The sequence below is a fragment of the Mesorhizobium sp. B3-1-6 genome (genome assembly GCF_006439555.1).
In the GTDB taxonomy this organism is placed as follows: domain Bacteria; phylum Pseudomonadota; class Alphaproteobacteria; order Rhizobiales; family Rhizobiaceae; genus Mesorhizobium.
In genome coordinates this window covers 36,032-56,866 of the sequence record NZ_VFTM01000026.1, presented here as the reverse complement: position 1 = coordinate 56,866, position 20,835 = coordinate 36,032, and the positions used below count along the sequence as shown (strand labels likewise).

The 20,835-nt window shown below is 64.4% G+C and carries 22 protein-coding genes and 1 tRNA gene; 7 read left to right on the top strand and 16 right to left on the bottom strand.

What is annotated here, in order from left to right:
* Positions 1-53: 53 nt before the first annotated feature.
* The gene (rlmH, locus tag FJ414_RS22220) at positions 54-536 is read right to left on the bottom strand and encodes a 23S rRNA (pseudouridine(1915)-N(3))-methyltransferase RlmH (RefSeq protein ID WP_140646524.1); all 483 of its coding nucleotides are present in this window, start codon (positions 534-536) and stop codon (positions 54-56) included.
* A gap of 62 nt (positions 537-598) precedes the next feature.
* On the bottom strand, positions 599-976 hold the full coding sequence (gene rsfS / locus FJ414_RS22215; protein ID WP_140646523.1) for a ribosome silencing factor: 378 nt from the start codon (positions 974-976) through the stop codon (positions 599-601).
* Between the two features lie 241 nt (positions 977-1,217).
* On the opposite strand from rsfS, the gene FJ414_RS22210 reads away from it, so the two are divergent.
* Positions 1,218-2,069, top strand: a complete 852-nt coding sequence (locus FJ414_RS22210) for a mechanosensitive ion channel domain-containing protein (RefSeq protein ID WP_140646522.1) — start codon at positions 1,218-1,220, stop codon at positions 2,067-2,069.
* Between the two features lie 17 nt (positions 2,070-2,086).
* Here FJ414_RS22210 and FJ414_RS22205 read toward each other — a convergent pair whose 3' ends face one another.
* The 6 genes from FJ414_RS22205 to obgE form a co-directional block, all read right to left on the bottom strand.
* Complete coding sequence (locus tag FJ414_RS22205) at positions 2,087-2,503, bottom strand: RidA family protein (protein ID WP_140646521.1); 417 nt, start codon at positions 2,501-2,503, stop codon at positions 2,087-2,089.
* Between the two features lie 51 nt (positions 2,504-2,554).
* Positions 2,555-3,847 carry an MFS transporter gene (locus tag FJ414_RS22200; protein ID WP_140646520.1) on the bottom strand — a complete coding sequence of 431 codons (1,293 nt, stop codon included), beginning with the start codon at positions 3,845-3,847 and terminating at the stop codon, positions 2,555-2,557.
* Between the two features lie 94 nt (positions 3,848-3,941).
* Positions 3,942-4,574, bottom strand: coding sequence for a nicotinate-nucleotide adenylyltransferase (locus FJ414_RS22195; RefSeq protein ID WP_181181678.1), 633 nt, complete (start codon positions 4,572-4,574; stop codon positions 3,942-3,944).
* Positions 4,575-4,776: 202 nt separating this feature from the next.
* The gene (locus FJ414_RS22185) at positions 4,777-6,063 is read right to left on the bottom strand and encodes a glutamate-5-semialdehyde dehydrogenase (RefSeq protein ID WP_140646518.1); all 1,287 of its coding nucleotides are present in this window, start codon (positions 6,061-6,063) and stop codon (positions 4,777-4,779) included.
* Positions 6,064-6,097: 34 nt separating this feature from the next.
* Positions 6,098-7,237, bottom strand: a complete 1,140-nt coding sequence (gene proB, locus FJ414_RS22180) for a glutamate 5-kinase (protein WP_140646517.1) — start codon at positions 7,235-7,237, stop codon at positions 6,098-6,100.
* 5 nt (positions 7,238-7,242) lie between these two features.
* Positions 7,243-8,271, bottom strand: coding sequence for a GTPase ObgE (gene obgE / locus FJ414_RS22175; protein WP_140646516.1), 1,029 nt, complete (start codon positions 8,269-8,271; stop codon positions 7,243-7,245).
* A 152-nt stretch (positions 8,272-8,423) separates the two neighbouring features.
* Between obgE and FJ414_RS22170 the strand changes: the two genes are divergently transcribed.
* Positions 8,424-9,287, top strand: a complete 864-nt coding sequence (locus FJ414_RS22170) for an endonuclease/exonuclease/phosphatase family protein (protein ID WP_140646515.1) — start codon at positions 8,424-8,426, stop codon at positions 9,285-9,287.
* Positions 9,288-9,448: 161 nt separating this feature from the next.
* On the opposite strand, the gene FJ414_RS22165 is transcribed toward FJ414_RS22170, so the two are convergent.
* The 3 genes from FJ414_RS22165 to FJ414_RS22155 all read right to left on the bottom strand — a co-directional run bounded on the left by FJ414_RS22165 (position 9,449) and on the right by FJ414_RS22155 (position 11,254).
* Entirely contained in the window at positions 9,449-10,036 is a 588-nt protein-coding gene (locus FJ414_RS22165; RefSeq protein ID WP_140646514.1) for a GNAT family protein, read from the bottom strand.
* Positions 10,037-10,161: 125 nt separating this feature from the next.
* Positions 10,162-10,431 carry a 50S ribosomal protein L27 gene (rpmA, locus tag FJ414_RS22160; protein WP_140646513.1) on the bottom strand — a complete coding sequence of 90 codons (270 nt, stop codon included), beginning with the start codon at positions 10,429-10,431 and terminating at the stop codon, positions 10,162-10,164.
* Positions 10,432-10,531: 100 nt separating this feature from the next.
* Positions 10,532-11,254, bottom strand: coding sequence for a 50S ribosomal protein L21 (locus tag FJ414_RS22155; RefSeq protein ID WP_140646512.1), 723 nt, complete (start codon positions 11,252-11,254; stop codon positions 10,532-10,534).
* Positions 11,255-11,580: 326 nt separating this feature from the next.
* Between FJ414_RS22155 and FJ414_RS22150 the strand changes: the two genes are divergently transcribed.
* Together FJ414_RS22150 and FJ414_RS31560 are read left to right on the top strand one after the other, a co-directional pair.
* Positions 11,581-11,670 (top strand) — tRNA-Ser (locus tag FJ414_RS22150).
* Positions 11,671-12,201: 531 nt separating this feature from the next.
* Positions 12,202-12,369 carry a hypothetical protein gene (locus FJ414_RS31560; protein ID WP_181181677.1) on the top strand — a complete coding sequence of 56 codons (168 nt, stop codon included), beginning with the start codon at positions 12,202-12,204 and terminating at the stop codon, positions 12,367-12,369.
* Between the two features lie 48 nt (positions 12,370-12,417).
* Here the strand turns inward: FJ414_RS31560 and FJ414_RS22145 are convergent, their stop codons facing one another.
* From FJ414_RS22145 to FJ414_RS22130, 4 genes are read right to left on the bottom strand one after another with little or no spacing between them, the layout of a single operon-like run.
* Positions 12,418-13,299, bottom strand: a complete 882-nt coding sequence (locus FJ414_RS22145; protein WP_140646511.1) for an HlyD family secretion protein — start codon at positions 13,297-13,299, stop codon at positions 12,418-12,420.
* Positions 13,296-13,505 carry a DUF1656 domain-containing protein gene (locus FJ414_RS22140; RefSeq protein WP_140646510.1) on the bottom strand — a complete coding sequence of 70 codons (210 nt, stop codon included), beginning with the start codon at positions 13,503-13,505 and terminating at the stop codon, positions 13,296-13,298. Before FJ414_RS22140 ends, FJ414_RS22145 begins: the two co-directional genes overlap by 4 nt.
* A gap of 5 nt (positions 13,506-13,510) precedes the next feature.
* Positions 13,511-15,556: an FUSC family protein gene (locus tag FJ414_RS22135; protein ID WP_140646509.1), complete on the bottom strand. Its 2,046-nt coding sequence runs from the start codon at positions 15,554-15,556 to the stop codon at positions 13,511-13,513.
* 48 nt (positions 15,557-15,604) lie between these two features.
* Entirely contained in the window at positions 15,605-16,951 is a 1,347-nt protein-coding gene (locus FJ414_RS22130; RefSeq protein ID WP_140646508.1) for an MFS transporter, read from the bottom strand.
* Between the two features lie 152 nt (positions 16,952-17,103).
* Between FJ414_RS22130 and FJ414_RS22125 the strand changes: the two genes are divergently transcribed.
* A complete protein-coding gene (locus tag FJ414_RS22125; protein ID WP_140646507.1) occupies positions 17,104-17,559 on the top strand; it encodes a MarR family transcriptional regulator in 456 nt (151 codons plus the stop codon).
* 568 nt (positions 17,560-18,127) lie between these two features.
* Positions 18,128-19,111 carry a DUF1186 domain-containing protein gene (locus FJ414_RS31555; RefSeq protein WP_181181676.1) on the top strand — a complete coding sequence of 328 codons (984 nt, stop codon included), beginning with the start codon at positions 18,128-18,130 and terminating at the stop codon, positions 19,109-19,111.
* Positions 19,112-19,327: 216 nt separating this feature from the next.
* On the opposite strand, the gene FJ414_RS22115 is transcribed toward FJ414_RS31555, so the two are convergent.
* On the bottom strand, positions 19,328-20,083 hold the full coding sequence (locus tag FJ414_RS22115) for an MBL fold metallo-hydrolase (RefSeq protein ID WP_140646506.1): 756 nt from the start codon (positions 20,081-20,083) through the stop codon (positions 19,328-19,330).
* A 143-nt stretch (positions 20,084-20,226) separates the two neighbouring features.
* Between FJ414_RS22115 and FJ414_RS22110 the strand changes: the two genes are divergently transcribed.
* Positions 20,227-20,799: a TetR/AcrR family transcriptional regulator gene (locus tag FJ414_RS22110; RefSeq protein ID WP_140646505.1), complete on the top strand. Its 573-nt coding sequence runs from the start codon at positions 20,227-20,229 to the stop codon at positions 20,797-20,799.
* Positions 20,800-20,835 lie beyond the last annotated feature (36 nt).

Genomic DNA, 20,835 nt, shown 5'->3' with positions numbered 1-20,835 from the left:
CGGAAATCGCGGCGCAGGCCGGCAATCCCCAGCTTTTCGGCCGATGCCGTTATTCACGATCGATGATACGGATGACCGGAAAGGATCGTGGCGATCCGGTAGAGCTGCTCGCCCAGCATCACGCGCACCAGCTGGTGCGGCCAGGTCAGCGCGCCGAACGACAGCACCAGGTCCGCCTGCTCGCGCAAGGATCTGTCATGGCCGTCGGCGCCGCCGATGGCGACGACGAGCGCCTTGCGGCCGCCGTCGCGCAACTGGCCGATGCGGGCGGCCAGGTCCTCCGAGGAGAGCGACTTGCCGCGTTCGTCGAGCAGGATGAGAACAGTGCCCGGCTGCAACTGGGCCTGCAGCCTCTGGGCTTCCTCGCGGCGGCGCTCGTCGGCGCTCTGTCCGCGGCTCTCGGGAACCTCGACAATGCCGGCAAATTCCAGCCCGACTGCGGGCCCGCTCTTCGAAAAGCGCTCGAAATAGCGGTCGACGAGCTCTCTCTCGGGGCCGGTCTTCATCCGGCCCACGGCATGAACGGTGATCTTCATCCTCGCCCCGGCGAGCTTGTCTTAACGCGCACCGTGACGGTTCACGGCACACGGATCAAGGCTCAGTGCAAGGTCTCTTCCTCGAGATCCGGCGCCTGCCACATCTTTTCCAGATTGTAGAATTCGCGGACTTCGGGGCGGAAGACATGGACGATGATGTCGCCCGAATCGATCAGGACCCAGTCGGCGCCCGCCAGCCCCTCGACGCGCGCCGTGCCGAGGCCGGCATCCTTCAGCGCCTTGAGGAGGTGATCGGCGACAGCCGAGACATGACGGTGCGATCGGCCCGAGGCGATGACCATGTAGTCGCCGAGGCTCGATTTTCCCTGGATGTCGATTGAGACGATGTTTTCGGCCTTGGAGTCTTCCAGACTGGCAAGGACTGTGTCGATGGCGAGGGACGCGGCGTCGTTTCCGCTGATCCCTGCCGGCGAAGGCATGATGTCAGCCTTCTTCCGCAGTGCTGTTCTCAGTGTGTTTCCTTTCCCAACAAGAACAACCAAATCACCATGCAAAAGGTGACACCACATAGATAGGCAGAGTTCCATTGCAGTTTCAAGACGGGCGCGCCCTGCCCGCGCCAACGCGGCTCTGCTTGGCAGGCTCCGTCGTCCCGAAAAAATCGGAACCCTTTGCGCTTTGCATAGGTTATCGGCTCACTGACCAATGGGGACTTCATCCATGCCAACCGACCCGCAAAGCGCCCTCATCACCATCCAGGCCGGGCTTGCGCAGCTGAGCACGCTGATCGTTTCCTATTCCTTCTCGGCCATCGGCGCCATAATCCTGCTGGTTGTCGGCTATTTCGTCGCTGGTGTCGCCGAGCGCTCGATCTCCGCCGGCCTCGGCCATATCCACGGCTTCGACGCGACCTTGCGTCATTTCTTCTCCAAGATCGTCCGCTACGCCATCCTGATCCTGGTCACCATCATGGTGCTCGGCCAGTTCGGGGTGCAGACCGCCTCCATCATCGCGGCAATAGCCGCAATCGGCCTGGCCATCGGGCTGGCTCTGCAAGGCACGCTGCAGAACATCGCCGCCGGCATCATGCTTCTGGCGCTCCGGCCCTTCCGCATCGGCGAATATGTCGAGGTCGGCTCGATTGCCGGCACCATCGAGGAGATCGGCCTCTTCGCCACCAAGCTGCGCTCCGTCGACGGCGTCTATGTGCTGGCGCCCAATTCGACGCTGTGGAACCAGCCGGTGCGCAATTTCACCCGCAACGGCGTGCGCCGCACCGACGTGAGCTTGAGCATCGGCTCCTGGAACGACATCGACCGCGCGCAAAAGACGCTGCTTGCCATCGCCGGCGCCGAAAAGCGCATCCGGCGCGAACCGGCGCCGATCGCCTTCGTGGCAAATCTCGGCGACACCACCGTTTCGCTCACCTTGCGCTACTGGACGTCGGCCGCCGACTATTTCTCGACCCAGACCGACATGACCAAGCGCGCCAAGCAGGCTTTCGACAGCGAAGGCATCTCGATCCCGCTGCCGCCGCCGGAAATGCCGGCGCCGGAGGCGCGCAAGCAGTAGCCTCGCAACAGCGATTTTCAATCTGCCGGCATTCTGAACCGATTTCGAGGTATCTCGGCTATTGCCGTGATTTCGATCTGCAAGTCCGGATGATAAAGTCGCACGATCTCGACGGTTGTCGTTACGGGATAGGACTCTGAAAAGAACTCCTTGCGGATGTCTCCCGACGCCATGAACCGCTCTATGTCGGTCGTATACTGGGCCAGCGATACGATATCGGCCATCTCCCCACCGATGGCCGCGAGCACGGCCTTGATGTTTTCGAGGGTTTGGCGGACCTGAGCCCGCATATCGCCCTTCCCGACAATCTGCCCTTCACGGTCAAGCGAAACTTGGCCTTTTAGGTGAACGAGTTGCCCGCCCTCATGGATTTTCACCATGGAGAACGCGCCAAAAGGCTTCCACACCGCCGCGGGATTATAGCTCTTCGACATCTCTGATCTTGCTCGAATTTGGGCCAAAAAGTCGCGAAGATGCGCAGCTTGTCAATCCTTGACGTGTCGCTGCTGTTCGTCCGGCGCGAAGGCAAGTTCCACCGGCAAGGGCGTCTGCGCCGACATCGGCGCGAAACTGCCGCTTGTGGCCGCGGGCGTCGGCCGGCCGGCCATCACGCGCCACAGCACGAACAGGCAGAAGGCCGATGCGATGACGATGCCGACATAGATGAAGGTCGCGGTGCCGAAGACGGCGGAAAGCGCCGTCACGATGCCCGGCACGATGAAGCCGGCCAGCGACCAGGCAAACAGCATCGAGCTCGACAGCGCCAGAAGCTCGTCCTTGCCGGCGCGGTCGGCGGCATGCGCGCTGGAGAGCGCGTAGATCGATTCCGACGCCCCGTCCCAGATGAGATAGATCACCACCAGCGCCATCAGCGCGCCGCCGTCGAAGACGATGGCGAGCACGCTGGCGACGGTCGCGAGCGCCGCCGCGCCCGCCAGCACGTAGCGACGGTCGGTGCGGTCGGAAATCCAGCCGAGCGGGATCTGCAGGATCAGCGTGCCGACCGGCATCGCCGACAACAGCAGCGCCACGTCGGCCTGGCTGTAGCCCTTGGCGGTGGCATGGATCGGCGCAAAACCGGAAACGATCATCGACAAGCCGCCGACCGCCAGCATGCCGGCGACGCCGACCGGGGAGATCCGCCAGGCGCGGCGAAGCGCCACCGACGCGGCCTGCGGCGCCGGCGGCTGGGCAAGCCGCGTCATGCCGACCGGCAGAATGGAAAGCGCGGTGAAGGTGATGCCGATCAGCGCGGCGGCGGCTGTATGGATGTCGATCGCGGCGAGCGTCGCATAGCCAACGCCCAATCCGCCAATATAGGCGACGTAGAACACGGCCATGATCCGGCCGCGGATCGAATTCGGCAAGGCGTCGTTCAGCCAGCTCTGGGCGACGATGAACAGCCCGCAAATGGCGAAGCCGTAGAGCGCCCGGGCCGCGATCCAGAGCAACGGGATCGGCCCGGCGCCGATCGCGGCATTGGAAAGCGCGATCAGCGCCGAAAGCACCATGAAGGCGCGGGCGTGGCCCACTCGCTTGACGAGCGGCCCGGTCAGGATGCAGCCGGCAAGCCCGCCGGCCGAAAGCCCGGTGACGATCAGCCCTGCCCAGGTCGGGTCGAAACCGTCGGCGCCGAGCCGCACCGGGATATAGGCGAACATCAGCCCGTTGCCGATCGCGATCAGCGCCATCGACACGATGACGCTGGCAATGGCGATCAGTGGCGCCGATTGCGCGGCGCGACTGGGATCGTTCGCGGATTGATTCTGCTTCAGCATGTCCACGCAAACTTGACCTACGAACAGGCAAAAAGCCGCCGCAAAAGCGACATGGCCGGACTTACCTTCTCCCCTTGCAGGAGAAGGAGTGCGCTCACCCCTTCGCCGCCTTGCGGATCGCGGTGGAAGACAGCAAGGAGCGCGGACCGTGGATGAAAGTCCAGGCCGGCGCCGGCATGCGGGCAAGCAGCGGCGCGTCGCCCTCGTCGACGCGGGCATAGTCGAAGGTCTTGGCGACCACCGACGACAGGAAGGAGAGCGTGGCGCCCGGGCGATCGATGACCGCGATCGGGAAAGTCAGCACGATCTCGCGCCAGCGCTGCCAGCGGTGGAAGTCGCGCAAGCTATCCGCGCCCATGATCCAGACGAAATCGACGCCCGGGTTGCGCGCCTTGACCAGCGCAAGCGTGTCGGCGGTGTAGCGCACGTGCTGCGCCGCCTCGAAGGCGGTGACCTTGATCCTCGGATTCCTGGCGATCTTTTCGGACAGCTCGATGCGCTCGGCGAGCGGCGCCAGTTCCCGGGCGCTCTTCAGCGGATTGCCGGGCGTCACCATCCACCACAGCTGGTCGAGCGCGAGCCTTCTCAGCGCGATCTCGGCGACCAGCGCGTGACCGGCATGCGGCGGGTTGAACGAACCGCCGAACAGACCGACGGTCAGGCCCTTGGCGGCGTGCGGCATGCGGAGGTAGCGGGCGGGGACGATGGGCTGAGGGGACGAAAGCATGGTGCTAGGCACCCCTCTCTGGCCTGCCGGCCATCTCCCCCTCAAGGGGGGAGATCAGATGTTGCCTATGCTTTCGCCAATCGCCGGCGTTGCAAGCCGAGCGCCGGCGCCGAAGCTGCCAATCTCCCCCCTTGAGGGGGAGATGGCCGGCAGGCCAGAGGGGGGGGCCTTGGCGCAAAGGCTCACGCTCTAGCGGCAAGCGTCAAGACCTCACCTGCCCAGACCCGCGCACGCGGTATTTGAATGAGGTGAGCTGCTCGACGCCGACCGGCCCGCGCGCGTGCATCTTGCCGGTGGCGATGCCGATCTCGGCGCCCATGCCGAACTCGCCGCCATCGGCGAACTGCGTCGAGGCGTTGTGCAAAAGGATCGCCGAGTCGATCTCGTTGAAGAATTTCTCGACCGCCTGCGCATCCTCGGCGACGATCGCCTCGGTGTGGTGCGACGAGAAGGTCTCGATATGCTCGATCGCGCCGGCGACATCGTCGACCAGCTTCACCGCGATGATGGCGTCGAGATATTCCGTCACCCAGTCCGCATCGGTCGCCGGGCTGGCGTCGGCAAAGGCTTCCGTCACCTCGGCATCGGCGTGGATCTCGCAGCCGGCGGCGCGCAGCGCTTCGAGGATCGGCACCAGATGCGTGGAGGCCACCGCGCGGTCGACCAGCAAGGTCTCGGCGGCGCCGCATACGCCGGTGCGCCGCATCTTGGCGTTGACGGCGATCTTTACCGCCATGTCGAGCTTGGCCGAGCGGTCGACATAAAGATGGCAGATGCCTTCCAGATGCGCGAAGACCGGCACCCGCGCCTCGTTCTGCACGCGTCCGACCAGGCTTCTGCCGCCGCGTGGGATGATGACGTCGAGATTGCCGCTCAAGCCTTTGAGCATCTCGCCGACGGCGGCGCGGTCGGTGGTCGGCACCAGCTGGATGGCATCCTGCGGCAGGCCGGCGGCCTTCAGCCCTTCGACCATGCAGGCATGGATCGCCGACGACGAATTGTTCGAATCCGAGCCGCCGCGCAGGATCACCGGATTGCCCGCCTTGAGGCAAAGCGCGCCGGCGTCCGCCGTCACGTTGGGGCGGCTTTCATAGATGACGCCGATGACGCCGAGCGGCGTGCGCACGCGCTCGATATGGAGGCCGTTCGGCCGATCCCATTCGGCGATGACGTCGCCGACCGGGTCCTTGAGCGCGGCGATCTCGCGTATGCCGTCGGCCATCGCCTTGATGCGCGAGGGGGTGAGCTTCAGGCGGTCCATGAAGGAGCCCGACAGCCCGGCCTCCCCGCCATTCGACATGTCGATGGCGTTGGCGTCGAGGATCGCCTGCTCGTTGCGCAGGATGGCATCGGCCATGGCGACGAGCGCGGCATTCTTGGCCTTGGTGGAAGCGACGGCCAACGGTCGCGCGGCGGCGCGGGCGCGGCGGCCGATATCGGCCATCAGCGCCACGGTGTCTTCGCCGGATTTTTCATGCAGCTTCAGCATGGTTCATCCCTCCGCTCGGTCGTCGGCCGATGCTCTAGTCGTCGGCCAATACTTGGTCGCCGCCGACGCTTACCACAAGGTCGTCGCGATGGATCATCGCCGAGCGCGCCTCGTAGCCGAGCACGTTTTCGATCTCGGCCGTCTTCAAGCCCGCGATCCTTACGGCATCGGCGGCATCATAGGCAACAAGGCCGCGCGCGATCTCGCGGCCCTCGGGCGACAGGATCGCCACCGTGTCGCCGCGCGAGAAGTTGCCGCTGACCAGTTTAACGCCCGCCGGCAGCAGCGACTTGCCCGATTTGAGCGCGCCGATGGCGCCCGCATCGACCGTGAGCCGGCCTGCCGGCTCGAGCTGCCCGGCGATCCAGGTCTTGTAACCCTTCACCGGATTGGCGCTCGGCTTGAAGAAGGTCGCGCGCTCGCCGCGCTCGATCGCCATCAGCGGCGACAGCCTGGTGCCCGAGGTGATGATCATGGCGGTGCCGGCGGCGTTGGCGATCTTGCCGGCGTCGAGTTTCGTGCGCATGCCGCCGCGCGACAGCTCGGATGCGGCCACGCCCGCCATCGCCTCGATGTCCGGCGTGATGCGGTCGACCACGGGGATGAATTTTGCTTGCGGATCCTTAGCCGGCGGCGCCGTGTAGAGCCCGTCGATATCGGAAAGCAGCACCAAGAGATCGGCGCCCATCATCGTCGCCACCCGCGCCGCCAGCCGGTCGTTGTCGCCGTAGCGGATTTCCGACGTCGCCACCGTATCGTTCTCGTTGATGACCGGCACCGCCTTCATCTTGAGCAGGGTCGAGATCGTCGCGCGCGCGTTGAGGTAGCGGCGGCGTTCTTCAGTGTCGCCAAGCGTCAAGAGGATCTGGCCCGACTTCAGCCCGTCCTTGCCGAGCGCGTCCGACCAGGCGCCGGCAAGCGCGATCTGGCCGACCGCAGCGGCGGCCTGACTCTCCTCGAGCTTCAGCGCGCGTTTGCCGAGGCCGAGAATGGTGCGGCCAAGCGCGATGGCTCCTGAGGATACGACAAGCACTTCCGCGCCGGTATTGGCAAGCGCCGCAATGTCGTCGGCAAGCGAGGTCAGCCAGTCGCGCTTCAGGCCGGTCGCGCGGTCGACGAGCAGCGCCGAACCGATCTTCACGGTGATGCGCCGGTATGATTTCAGTGATTTCATGGGTCTTATCGCCAGCGCGTGTCGACAGGAGCCGGAACGGCATCGCGCGCTTCCGCGACCACCGCCATCAGCGCGCGCAGCACTGCCTCGACGCCTTCGCCGGTGACGGCCGAGACAAGCAGCGGCGCGCGGCCGGCGGCGCGCTTCAGCGAGGCGGTCTTCTTCTTGCGCTGATCCGCGTCGAGGATATCGATCTGGCTGAGCGCGACGATCTCGACCTTGTCGGTCAGCCCATGGCCATAGGCATCGAGCTCCGCGCGCACGGTCTTGTAAACCTTGCCGGGATTTTCCTCCTGCGCCGAGACCAGGTGAAGCAATACGCGCGTGCGCTCGACATGGCCGAGGAAACGGTCGCCGATGCCGACCCCTTCATGCGCGCCCTCGATCAACCCGGGAATATCCGCCAGCACGAATTCGCGGCCGTCGATGCGGGCGACGCCGAGGCCGGGATAGAGCGTGGTGAAAGGATAGTCGGCGATCTTCGGCTTGGCGGCGGTGACGGCGGCAAGGAAGGTCGATTTGCCGGCATTGGGCATGCCCACCAGGCCGGCGTCGGCAATCAGTTTGAGCCGCAGCCAGATGCTCAGCTCCTCTCCGGGCAAGCCGGGATTGGCGCGCCGTGGCGCCTGATTGGTCGAGGTCTTGAAATGCTGGTTGCCGAAGCCGCCATTGCCGCCCTTGGCGAGCAGGAAGCGCTGGCCGACGATCGTCAGGTCGCAGATCAGCGTTTCATTGTCCTCCGCAAAGACCTGCGTGCCCGCCGGCACTTTCAGCGTCACGTCGGCGCCCTTGGCGCCCGTCATATTGCGGCCCATGCCGTGCATGCCGGTCTTGGCCTTGAAATGCTGCTGGTAGCGATAGTCGATCAGCGTGTTCAGCCCGTCGACCGCTTCCATCCAGACATCGCCGCCGCGGCCGCCGTCGCCACCGTCCGGTCCACCGAACTCGATGAATTTTTCACGCCGGAACGACACCGATCCGGCGCCGCCATCGCCGGAGCGGATGTAAACCTTTGCCTGGTCGAGGAATTTCATCTGCGTTTCAAGTTTCTGCTGGTGGCCTTGCGGGATTGCTCTAAACCAAGGCGGGACGAAGGGCGAGGCTGTTTTGCGACTAAAGCGCCTGATGCTCTTTTGCAAAGGACGCAGTAGCACTGTTCGCGAGCCAGGGTTGGGGAAATGCTCGAATGAAGGTCGTCACCTACAACATCCAGTTCGGCATCGGCCTCGACGGCAAATACGATCTTGGCCGCATCGCCGATGCGGTACGCGGTGCCGACGTGATCGCGCTGCAGGAGGTGACCCGCAACAATCCGCGCAACGGCGATCGCGACATGGTGGCCGAGATCGGCGAGGCGCTGCCCGATTATTTTGCCGCCTATGGCAGCAATTTCGAGGTCAATATCGGCTCGCGCCTGGAGAACGGCCGCGCCGTCTCGACCAGTTTCCAGCTCGGCAACATGGTGCTGTCGAAGACGCCCATCCATCTGTCGCGCAATCTCCTTTTGCCGCGCAGCCGCAGCCTCGAGACCATGAACTTCCAGCGCGGCGCGCTCGAGGCGCTGATCGAGACGCCGCTCGGCTTCATCCGCTTCTATTCCACCCATCTCGACCACCGCAGCCCGGTCGAGCGCCAGGGCCAGATCCGTTTCCTGCGCCAGCGCCTCTTGAACTATGCGCTGGAAGGCGGCGGCCTGTCGGGCATTCCCGAGATCGGCCTGCCGGACCTGCCCTATCCGGAAGCCTTCATCGTCATGGGCGACTTCAACATGCTGCCGGGCTCGCCCGAATATGTCGAGCTCGCGGGCCGCCCGGACCATGAGTTCGGCATGCCGTTGACCGCCGATCTCGCCGTCGACGTCGCCCAGCGCCTGGCCGTCGCCGATCTCGTCACCTGGGTCGACCCCGACCGCCCCGGCGACAAAAGCCGCTACAAATGCATCGACTATGTCTTCACCAGCGCCTCGTTGGCCAAGTCGCTGCAGCGCCTGTGGTCCGACCGGGACGCTGTCGGCTCCGATCATTTGCCGCTCTGGGCCGAACTGAGCTGAGTCGCCTTCGAGCGCCGACGCCTAGGCGTGTTGCTATTCAGGTCAGGCCGAGCCGAAAATGATGGCTACCGAGAACCGGAGCGGAGCGTACTTAGTACGTGAGCACCGGAAGCGCAGGAAGCCGGCATTTGCAGGCCGGCCTCACCTGAATTTCAATATGCCTAGAAGTGGACCCAGTTGCGCAGACTGGTCCACGTCTTCCTGTCGAGCCGATACCGCTCGACCGGCACCTGGCCGGCGACGATCGAGTTCAGCATGCCCTGGCCGGCATACTGGAAGCCGCATTTGTGGATGACCCGGCGCGAGGCCGGATTGATCACCCGGGTCGAGGCATGCAGCACCTGGATCGAAGTGTTCTGGAACGCGAGGTCGACCAGCGCATGCGCGGCCTCCGTCGCATAACCGCGCTTCCAGTAGGGTTCGCCGATCCAGTAGCCGAGCTCCAGTCCGCGATCGGTGGTGTTCAAGCCCGCGCAGCCGACGAAGGTGCCGGTGCCGGCAAGGGTGAGCGCATAGACGATGCCGGCGCGACGCGACGCCGCCATGGCAAGGAAGGTGCGGCCCTCGGCTTCGCCGTAGGGATGCGGCATGCGGGCCAGCATTTCGGCGACATGCCGGTTGTCGGCAAGCGTGACGAGTTGCTCGAGATCGCTCTCGCGCGGGGCGCGCATGACCAGCCGCTCGGTGGCCAGCACCGGGCAATCGATCGCGTAACTTTCGTCTTCGGTATCTTCCGCTTCGGCAACCATTTAGTCCTCCAGGGCAAAGAAAAATGAAAAAGGAGAGAGGGCAAGCCCATCTCTCCTGATCCTTTTCCTGGCCTGGCCAGACACCGGTTCCCGAGATGGGCGCCGGTGTTATGGTGCGGAACCGGCTACTCCGCTGCTTTGGTAATCGGGTTCACCGATACGTAGGTTCGGCCGTTGGCTTTTTTGTTGAAGGTGACTGCGCCGGCGTCGAGCGCAAAAAGGGTGTGGTCCGTGCCCATGCCAACATTGGTGCCCGGATGCCAGGTCGTGCCGCGTTGGCGGATGATGATGTTGCCGGCGACGACGGCTTCGCCGCCGAACTTCTTCACGCCCAGACGCTTGGAGTGCGAATCGCGACCATTGCGCGACGAACCGCCAGCTTTCTTGTGTGCCATTTGACTAACTCCGATGCGCCCTGAGGCGCTTGAATGGTCTTATGAACGCGTTCGCGTTCCGTTTCAAGTCCCGTACCGGCGACGATCGTCGCCGGAAGAATTACTTCTTCGCCAGTTCCTTGGCCTGCTCGCGCCAGTCCTTGATCTGGTCGGCGCTGAAGGGCATGTGCTCGTCGATCTTGGCGACATCCTTGTCGGTGAGCTTGGCGAGCTGCGCGAAGGTGACGATGCCCTGCTCGGCGAGGTCCTTCGCCGCGACCGGGCCGATGCCCTTGATCACGGTCAGGTCGTCCGGCTCGCCCTTCGGCGCCTTGAACAGCGGCGCGGCGACGGTCTCGGCCTTAGCCTCTTCCTTCGGAGCGGCCTCTGCCTTGGGTTCCTTCTTGGCCTTCGGCTCCTTCGGCGCGGCTTCGGCCTTCGCCTCGGCGGCGACCTCCGCCTTGGCTTCGGGAGCCTTTGCCTCGGCCTTGGCCTCCGGCTTGGCGGCGGCCTTCTTCGACGGCTTGGCGCCACCCAGCAGGATCTCGGCGATCCTGACGGTGGTCAGAAGCTGGCGGTGGCCGATCTTGCGGCGCGAATTCTGGCGGCGGCGCTTCTTGAAAGCGATGACGGTGCGGTTCTTGCCCTGCTCGACGACTTCCGCCGTGACCAGAGCGCCATCGACGAACGGTGCGCCGAAGGTGACATTCTCGCCCTCGCCATGCGCGAGCACGTTGCCGATCTCGACGATATCGCCGACCTTGGCTTCGAGTTTCTCGATCTTCAGGAGATCGTTGGCGGCGACGCGATACTGCTTGCCGCCCGTTTTGATGACTGCGAACATTTTTTGCCTTTCGCTGTTCGGTCGGCCTCGATGAACCGCGTCAGGCGGTTCGGCCGTCTTTTTGTCAGTCTGCGGGTTCAAAAAACAAGCGGCGCGGAAGAGCCTCCACGCCGAATGCGGGCTGTCCCTAACCGAAGGTTGCGCCGGAGTCAAGGCAAGCAGGCTGCTCCTGGAGATACATTGAGCAACGTTGCCGGCAAATATCGGCCCGTCCCCTCTCCGCCGCTTTTCGCGGAAGCTGGAAATAGGTCGAATAGGGCCTTGTAACCGAAGCAGTCAGCCGTTATCTACTGCGCCGCGCCGGCAACGGCCGACCATGACCTCGCGGAGAGGTGGCAGAGTGGTCGAATGCACCGCACTCGAAATGCGGCATACTCGCAAGGGTATCGGGGGTTCGAATCCCTCCCTCTCCGCCATCCTGCTTCGCTCTCCGAGCTTCGCGGGATCAGCGCAGTCTTCGGCGCGAAGCAGGATGCCCTCCGAAGCTTTAGCGAAGGAGGGCTCGCCCGACTTAAGAACGCCTCGAGTCCAGACCAACGCGTTTCGATCGATCCATACCCGGGTCGTGAAGCAGCACACAGTCGCGTGCCAGAAATCCGACCATGGTCGATAATATATCTCAGGGGATCATCCTGCGAAGGATCGTTCGACATGCACTCTGGGCGGAATCCAACGGTGTCCGGTCGCTCTTCGGATCGGCCGTTGACTGGGCGAACCATCGCGGTTGCGCTGGCAATTGCGTTTTCCGTTTCGCCTTCGCACGCTGCACAGCATCGTCTACCGAGCGGTTACAAATGGGGCCGCTGCCTGCTGGTTGTTCACGGCGAGACCCGCATCTCCGGAAGATGCTCCTATCAGATCGAGCAGGGCGGCGATTTCAACATCCAGGGACTCATCAGGTCTTTGCCGGCATCGACTATCCCGACACGCATAGCGGGGCGGGCGAAATGTCCAAGGATTACTGGGCCGTTGTCTACAAGGACGGCGATCTTTGGGCAGGCTATGCGAACGGGGATATTCGCGACACCCATGGCGACGGACAAGATTGGAGAGAGCTTCACCGCGAAGGCGCCTGCTATGTTGGAAATGAGGTCAAGGTCTGCCTTTGGCGTTAGCCCCCTCCCTTATTCCCTCGATCCGTTCGATGATTTGACCTCTCGCCTTCAGTCGGCCGCCGCCCGGTCGATGGTCACTGTCGCGGAGGTTCCGACGACCAGCCTCGCCTTGGTGGCGGCGTCGCCGTCGAGCACGATATGCACCGGAACGCGCTGCGCCAGCCGCACCCAGGTGAAGGTCGGGTTGATGTCCGCCAGCAGCGTCCCGGACGTGCGCTCGCGGTCCTCGATGCCGGCGGCTATGCTTGCGACGTGGCCCGAAAGCGACGACTTCCATCCCATCGGCCTGATCGACGCACTGGCGCCGACCTCGATGCGCGGCAGTTTCGTCTCCTCGAAATAGCCGTCGATGCGGACCGTGTCGGTGTCGACCAGCGCCATCGTGGCCGCGCCCGTCGTGACATAGTCGCCAGGGCGAAGGCTGAGATTGGTGATGATGCCGTTGACCGGCGCCCTGACTTCCGCGCGGTCGAGGTTGAGCTGCGCCAGGTCGCGCGCAGCGCTTGCCTGCAGGCTTTCCGACTCCGCCTCGGCCACGCTCGATTGCGCCTCCTCGATCTGCTGGACGCTGACCGCCGAGGCCGTCAGGCGCTTAAGACGTTCCAGATTTCTCCTCGCCTGGTCGAGCGTCGCCTGCCGGCCTTCGACCACTGCCTGCGCCTGCGCGAGGGCGACGGCAAAGCGCTGGCGGTCGACCTGGAACAGCACGTCGCCCTTCCTGACCGCCTGGTTGTCCTTGACCAGAACCTCGGCCACGAGACCTGAAACATCCGGCGTGACGCCGACGACATCGGCGCGCACATGCGCGTCGCGCGTCCATGGCGCGTTCATGTTGTCGTCCCACAGCTTCCAGGCGGCGACGCAGGCGACGGCGACGACGGCGGCCGTGACGAGGACCCTGCCGGTCAATCGAAGAAGACGGTATTTCATGAGAACAGCCGATTTGAGAGCGAGGACATTGCCCCGAGGATGAGGATGTACAGCGCGAGGTTGAAAAGCGCCCGGTGCCAGACGAGCGAATAGAGGCCGGTCCATGACAGGACCTGCCAGACGATCCGGGCCACGACGAAGGCCGCCAGCATCGTGACCAGAAGCCCCGGCAGGTAGACACCGCCAATGCTGATATCGTTCTGCATGTGACCTACTCCGCTACCAGGAGCATCGGCTCCGGCACTGTCGAATGAACGGGCGGCGCGGCGTTTCGGAACAGCGCGCGCCGCAGCCCGACCAGCGCGTCGACGGATCGCCGCGCAGGCGCGGCCTGACGGCCCGCGACGAGGGCGAGCGCGGCGTCGATGCGCTCGCGCAGCCCCGGTGACGCCGCAACAGGCTCGCCGAGCCGGAGCCGCTCCTTGAACAGCACGGCAATGGCGGACAGAACCTCGCAGACCGCTGTCCTTTCGTCCGAGGTGAGCCGGTTGCGCAGCCGCTGCAGCTCCACGATGTTCAGCCCCAGCCTGATTTCGGCATAGCCGTCGATCGTCGACAGCTCCTTGTTTTCCATGGATGCGAGCCGGGGAACGAGTTGCCCGAGGCGATCCAGCATGCGCCCCGCGAGCCTGCGCTGGTCCTCGGCGCGCTCGCCCGCGGCAAGCTGGGCAAGGTCGGACCAGCCGGCATGCACCAGTCGCCGGGCGGCGATCTCGCCGCCGAAAGGCCGGACCACCAGCGTCCACACAAGCGCGAAACCGACGCCGGCCAGGGCTGCGAGCCCGCCGCCCGCGAAGGAGGTGAAATCGGCGGAAAACCTGTCGCTGAGCGCGATGAACGACGCCGTGTTCACGGTGAGCAGCATCGCCAGCATGTTGAGCTGAGGCCTTGGAATGATAGTGCCGAGCACAAGGAACGGCGGCGCCAGCACGAGAACCAGCAACGGAAAGCTTTGGATCGAGGGCAGGATGGCGAACTGATAGGCCGCGGTGACCACAAGGCTCGCCGTGCACCAGATGAACATCGACAGGAGAAGCGGCGCGGGCCGGTCGGTCGCCGCGAAGAACGAGCAGGCGACCGCCACCATCAGCACGAATCCGGAGCCTTCGGCCCAGCCCGAGTAGATCCACAGGGCGAAGGCAATCAGGACGGCGACGATCACCGAAGCGGCATAGAAGAACAGCATTCCATAATCGTGATGGCGGGTGCGCGAGAAGGTCCGGCGCCGGCGGAAAGCAAGCTTTTCACCGTTGGATTCGCCGGTCGCGATCTGCTTCTTCAGGACGAGGCAATCGTGCCAGGCATCGACGATCTCGCGCAGCCGGGCGAGCGCGCTGTCTAGGATCAGGCTCCTCCAGTCGACGGCATAGGCGGGCGGGCGCAGATCGGCGATGCGCGAACGCAGCGCGACGGCGCGATCCGGATCGGCCACGCCCTGCAGCCAGCACCCGACGTCGTCGAGCAGGGCGATGAGATCGTCGCGCAGCGCCCGGTCCTGCGATCTCAGTTCATGAAGCCGGTCATCGAGCGAGGAAAGCAGGGGAAGCAGCAGCATGAGACGTCCGCGCAATTGCCGCGCCTGCCGCGTAAGCCCGTGCGTCTGGTGATCGTATCCGAGCTGGCTGATGAGGATGTCGAAGCCGGAAATGTCGGATGCCAGCTTCTGCCGGACCGCAGGCGCCGGCCGCGCAGTGCCCTCGCCGCGCAGGATCTCACCGGCCCACTGGGCGGCGTCGCCTAGCCAAGTGGAGATACGCGACGACATCAGGGAAGACAGCCCGATCGGGAATACCAGCTGCGCGACCACGCTGGCGCAGACGATGCCGAGGATGATCTCCTGGCTGCGCGCCGAGGCGATGTCGAAGATCGTCTGCGGCGCGTCGACGGCCGGCAGCGCGATCAGCGGCAGCGAATAGCCGGCGAGCATGAAGACATAGCTGCGCGGCGTGCGGTCGAGCATCGAGATGTAGAGCAGAACCCCTGTCCACAGCGCCACGGCGATGCTCATCAAGAGCGGCGAATTGACGAAGGTCGGCAACAGCAGGACGGCCCCGGCCGCGCCGATCAGCGTGCCGAGCGCGCGGTAGAGCCCCTTGGACGAGGTCGCGCCGGCAAGCGGATTGGCCACCACATAGACGGCGGCCATGGCCCAGTATGGCCGCGGCAGGTCGAACGAAAGCGCTATATAGAGCGCCAGCATCGAGGCGAGGAACGCCTTGATCGAAAACAGCCAGTCCTGCCAGGAGGGAAGCGTCATGGGTTTGGCTCTCGCGCCCGCCTGCTCACTGGCGGGCGCCACGGTTGGCTAGCGGTTGATGTCGACATCCTTGGTCTCGCGCCCGATCAGCAGGGCGACCAGCGTGAGCACCGCCATGGCCGAGAGATAGACGCCGACCCAGAGAGGCCCGCCGCCCGTGCTCCACAGCGCCACGGCGATGAAAGGCGCGACCGCGGCGCCGAGGATGGACGATACGTTGTAGGAGATGCCCGAGCCGGTGTAGCGCACATTGGCCGGGAAAAGTTCAGGCAACAGCGCTCCCATCGGGCCGAAGGTCATGCCCATCAGGCTGAAGCCGATGATCAGCCAAGCCATGACGCCGACGGTGCCGGCATGCAGCATCGGCACCCATGACAGCCCGAAGATCGCGATGGCGATGGTGATCCAGATCAGCGTGCGGCGCCGGCCCCAGCGATCGGCCCAGGGCCCCGAGACCATGGTGAAGACGCCGAAGAAGACCACGCCGATGATCATCATCAGAACGAAGGTCGTGTAGCCGTAGCCGAGGCCGGGCACGGCGGCCGAGGGCGCGGCGCGGCCGTAGCTCAGTGAAAACGTCGTCATCAGGTAGAACAGCACATAGGTGGCGAGCATGTAGAACGTGCCGAGGACGAGCTCTTTCCAATGCGTGTTGACGACCGAGGCCAACGGCACCTTCCTGACCTTGCCGGCGCGCACGGCGTTGTCGAAGGCGGCGCTTTCGACGAGGTTCAGCCGCACCCAGAGGCCGATGGCCACCATGATCAGCGAAAACAGGAATGGGATGCGCCAGCCCCAGGACAGGAAGGCCAGGGACGGCCGCGAGGGGTCGTCCGAGGGCAGCACGGCGGCGATGATCAGGAACAGGCCGTTGGCGATGATGAAGCCGATCGGCGCGCCCAATTGCGGAAAAGTGCCGTAGACGGCGCGCTTGCCCTTCGGCGCGTTCTCGGTCGCGACCAGCGCCGCGCCGCTCCACTCCCCGCCGAGCGCAAACCCCTGAGCGAGGCGCAGTACCACCAGCAGGGCCGGCGCCAGCCATCCGGCGCTCGCATAGGTCGGGAGCAGGCCGATCAGGAATGTCGCCAGGCCCATGGTGAGCAGCGCGCCGACCAGCGTGATCTTGCGGCCGCGCCGGTCGCCGAGATGGCCGAAGAAGATCGCGCCCAGCGGCCGCGCGATCATGGCCGCGCCGAACACCGCGAAGGAAGCGAGCAGCGCCGTCGTGTCGTTGCCGGCGGGGAAGAACAGATGCGGGAACACGAGCACCGCCGCCGTGGCATAGACATAGAAATCGTAGAACTCGATCGTGGTGCCTATGAGGCTCGCCAGGATCACCCTGGAGCGGGGATTGGCGGGGAAAGCTGCTGGCACTGCGTCGAAGGCAACGGACATCGAAAACACCTTTGGGGGAACGGGCCGAGGCCGGTCCCCCGTGTTGAGAACGGAGACTTGGTGAGAACGGATCTGTCCGGATACAACGGATCGATCGTGTTGTCTCGCCGATATAGATTGCATCCTAATAGATTGTATGCGAACGATTAGCAATGGAAAATGGACGGTCCAGAAGCCGCGAAACGATCGGCCAGATCATAACCAACGTGGCGCGCCTCTGGCGCCGTACCGCCAACGAGCGGCTGGATCGGTGCGGCCTGTCCCACGCCATGGCCATGCCCCTTCTGGCGCTGTGGCAATTGGGCGGCGAAGCCCGCCAAGGCGCGGTTGCCGAACAGGCCGGCCTCGAAGGTCCTTCGCTGGTCCGTCTTATCGACCTTCTGGTGGCGGAAGGCCTTGTCGCGAGACGGGAGGATCCAAGCGACCGCCGGGCCAAGATCGTGTCGCTGACCAAGGAAGGTGAGGCGAGGATGAAAACCATCAACGCGGTGCTTGCCGAGCTCAGGCACGAGCTGGTCTCGCTGATCGGCGACGAAGAGCTCGAGACCGCCTCCGTTGTTTTGCGCCAGATCCAGGCGGAGCTCGCCAACAAGCTCGGCGAGGGCTGAGCGGTGGCCCGCGGGCACCGGGGCTATTCGCCAGAGACGTCGGAGCGGCAGCTCGGCGGCCACAGCCATCGATCGCCCGCCGAGCGATCCGCATTGCTTCAGCCGCGTTTTGTCGTGAGACTGCCGGCCATCGGGGGCGCGACTGGCGTGTCTGGGCATGGAGCGGCACAATCGCCTGTTGATGATATCGACGGCATCGGAACGGACGACGCTTCCGAAGGGCATCCCGCCTCGGGGCGTCGCCGGTAGTCCGCTCGCGTCTGTGCAGCTGTCCGGGAGGACACCCTCCAGTGACCCAGCCTGAATCCGACGGTGCAGGCGTGCGTCCTACGGATCCCAGAGCGTTGATGACCGTTCGTCTTTCTCAGGGAAGCGCCATCTATCCCAGCAACGTCAAACGTTCGAGGAAGCGCCCCTGGCGATCCATATTGCTAAAGGAACGATCGACCGCCTGGAATTCGTAGTATTGGTATTCGCTCATCGTCGCTCTCATGATTGACACAAGTGTGTGGCTGGGGAATCGATAGCACGCCGCCTAGCCAGGGCTCCATCGACGCGACTGGACGCGATGAAAAAAGAAGATTTGGAAAAGCTGCTTTCCGACGACAGCAGCGACTTCGAGCTGTATCCGATAGACCGCTATCTCCATGCCGTGGCGACCGAACGCGAGGTGCCGAATCTCGCAATCGCGGTCTGCACGATCAGGATAGAAGAATCAGCGCCTGCGCTGCGCGCCGTCCTTGAACGCGCCGCCAACGGACAGCCTTTGTCGGACGATGAAGAGATGCTGCTCTTCAGGGGCGTGTATATCCTCGGCGGCGCCCGTGACACCCAGGCATGCCAACCTTTGCTGCGTCTGCTGCGCCGCCCTGGGAAGGAAGCCGACCGGCTGCTTGGCGACGCCATAACCGAAACCTTGTCGCGCATCATCGTAGGCGTATTCGACGGCGACGCCGAAGCGCTGTTCGGCATCATTGCCGACCGCTCCGCCGACGAATTCATTCGCGACGCGGCGTTTGGCGCGGTGACCTTTTTGACCTGGGAAGGTCGCATCGAGCGCGACCGGACAAGGGATTTCGTGGAACGGTTCTACAGGGAGAGGCTTGCCGACGACTGGGATTACGCGTGGGTCGGCTGGCTGCAAGCCATCGCGATGCTTGACCTGCGAGACCTCGTTCCGCTTGTCTACAGCGCTTGGGACGAGGGCCGTATCCCGGAAGATGCGCTTGAACGCAGTGATTTCGAAAACGACCTGCGGGAAGCCGAGCAGCAACCCGGCGACATTGGCCGGTTCGATCGCGCCAGTCTGAGTTATATCGAGGATGTCCTTGTGGCGCTGGATTGGACCCGCGGCCTTGACGATGACGACGGCTTAGAGTTTGGCGACGACGATTTCGATCTTGACGAGGACGAGGATGGGCAAGCCTCGTGGCTGGACCAGGCCTTCTCCAGCGTCACACCAGCCACCAACCCTTGGCGCGACATCGGGCGCAACGATCCGTGCCCTTGCGGAAGCGGCAAGAAATTCAAGAAATGCTGCCTCGCCAGCTGATTGGCGATCCTTCGCGAAGATGGCCTCCGAAGCCTTGGCGAAGGAGGCCGCTCATTCATTTCAGGCTACGCATTCGCGCGGCGCCCTTCGCAGGACTGACATCCTGAGCCCGAAGCAGGATGCGGCATACGAAGCCGGCGTTCGGGCAGGTGCGCTCCTGCCGGCCGCAAACGCCGGTGATCCGGCAGTCCGTCTTTGTACCCTCTACGAGCGCGCTCATGCTGCCAGCCTCTGCATGGCTTCGGCCATCTGAGCCGAGACACGGCGGTCGTAGTCGTCGGCAAGCGCCCGCAGGGCCGCAGCCCCGTCGCCGGAAAATGACGGACCGTGCATGAGCGCCAGAGTGCGTGGCGCGAGCTTGGCAAGCTCGCGGATCGTCGTGCCCATGCCGGGATTGAGTGCCGAGTATTTGAACAGATCCTCGGCGGCGATCGCCGGGCCGACAACATCGCCGTCGGTCAGCGCGCGGTCGTTGCCGAGTTGGGTGAACAGATCGCCGCAGAGCAGGGTGCCGGTCGATTCCTCGTACATGACGCCAGCGTCCCAGCCATGCGGCGTGTGCGGTGTATCGATGAAGCGCACGCGCTTGCCGCCGCCGATGTCCACCACCTCGCCATCCTTCAGCACCCGCGGCGCACGATCCGCGAAATCGTCGAGCGACACGTAAACGCCTGTCTGTCCGTGCGCGGCCGTTGCTTGCGGCGCAACGGAGAGCCACTCGTTCATGGCGCCGCATTCGTCGGATTCGAAATGGCCAAATCCAATCCAGCGAAGACGCTCCGGCGGGATGATACGTGCAAGCGCGTCGCGGTTGAGCGCGAACAGCTTCCGCAGACCGGTGTGGAACATGAGCGGCTCATCGCCCATGACCAGGAACTGGTTGAAGGTGAAGCCGACGGGCGGAGCGATGTCCGATACATAGGTCGATAGGCGGTAGATGCCCTCGGCGATTTCGTCGATTTTCGTTTCCATGGAATCTCCTGCAAAACAATGGTTGCGTTCCCTCTCCCGGTTGATCCCGGGCTGGACTTCGACCAAAATCGAAGTACATATGTGTGTAGCGAAATATTAGAGCCCTGTCAACAATGGGTGCACATACGTGTGCATTTAAATACATGACCCGCAAATACACCCTAAAACGCCGTGCCGAGCAGCAGGCGGAAACCCGGCGGCGCATCGTCGAAGCTGCGATCGACCTGCACGGTAGCGTTGGTCCCGCAGCAACGACCTTCAGCTTGGTCGCCGAGCGTGCCGGCGTTCAGCGACACACGCTCTACGCCCACTTTCCCGACGAGCGCAGCCTGCTGCAGGCCTGCTCGAGCACGCACATGGAGACGCATCCGCTGCCGAGCCCGGAGCCGTGGCGAGTTGTGGCCGATCCAGGCGAACGGATGAGGATCGCGCTGCTGGCGATCTACGAATGGTACGGGCGCAATGAAAGCGTGGTGGCCAGCGTGTTGCGCGACGCCGAACATCACCCGCCAACCCGGGAGGCTGTCGAGACGAGCATCGTTCCGTATTTCGCGACCTGCCAGGGAGTGCTCGGCGAAGGCCTTGGCGGCAGCCAGCGAGCGATGCTGCGCGTGGCGCTGAGCTTCTTCACCTGGCGCACGCTGGTGCGCGAAGCTGGCCTCCAGTCCGTTGAAGCCGCAAATGCCATGGTTCAGGCCATCCAAGGCGTGGGTTGAGCGGCAGACTCCGGCGGCAGTAGGCTGAGATATACG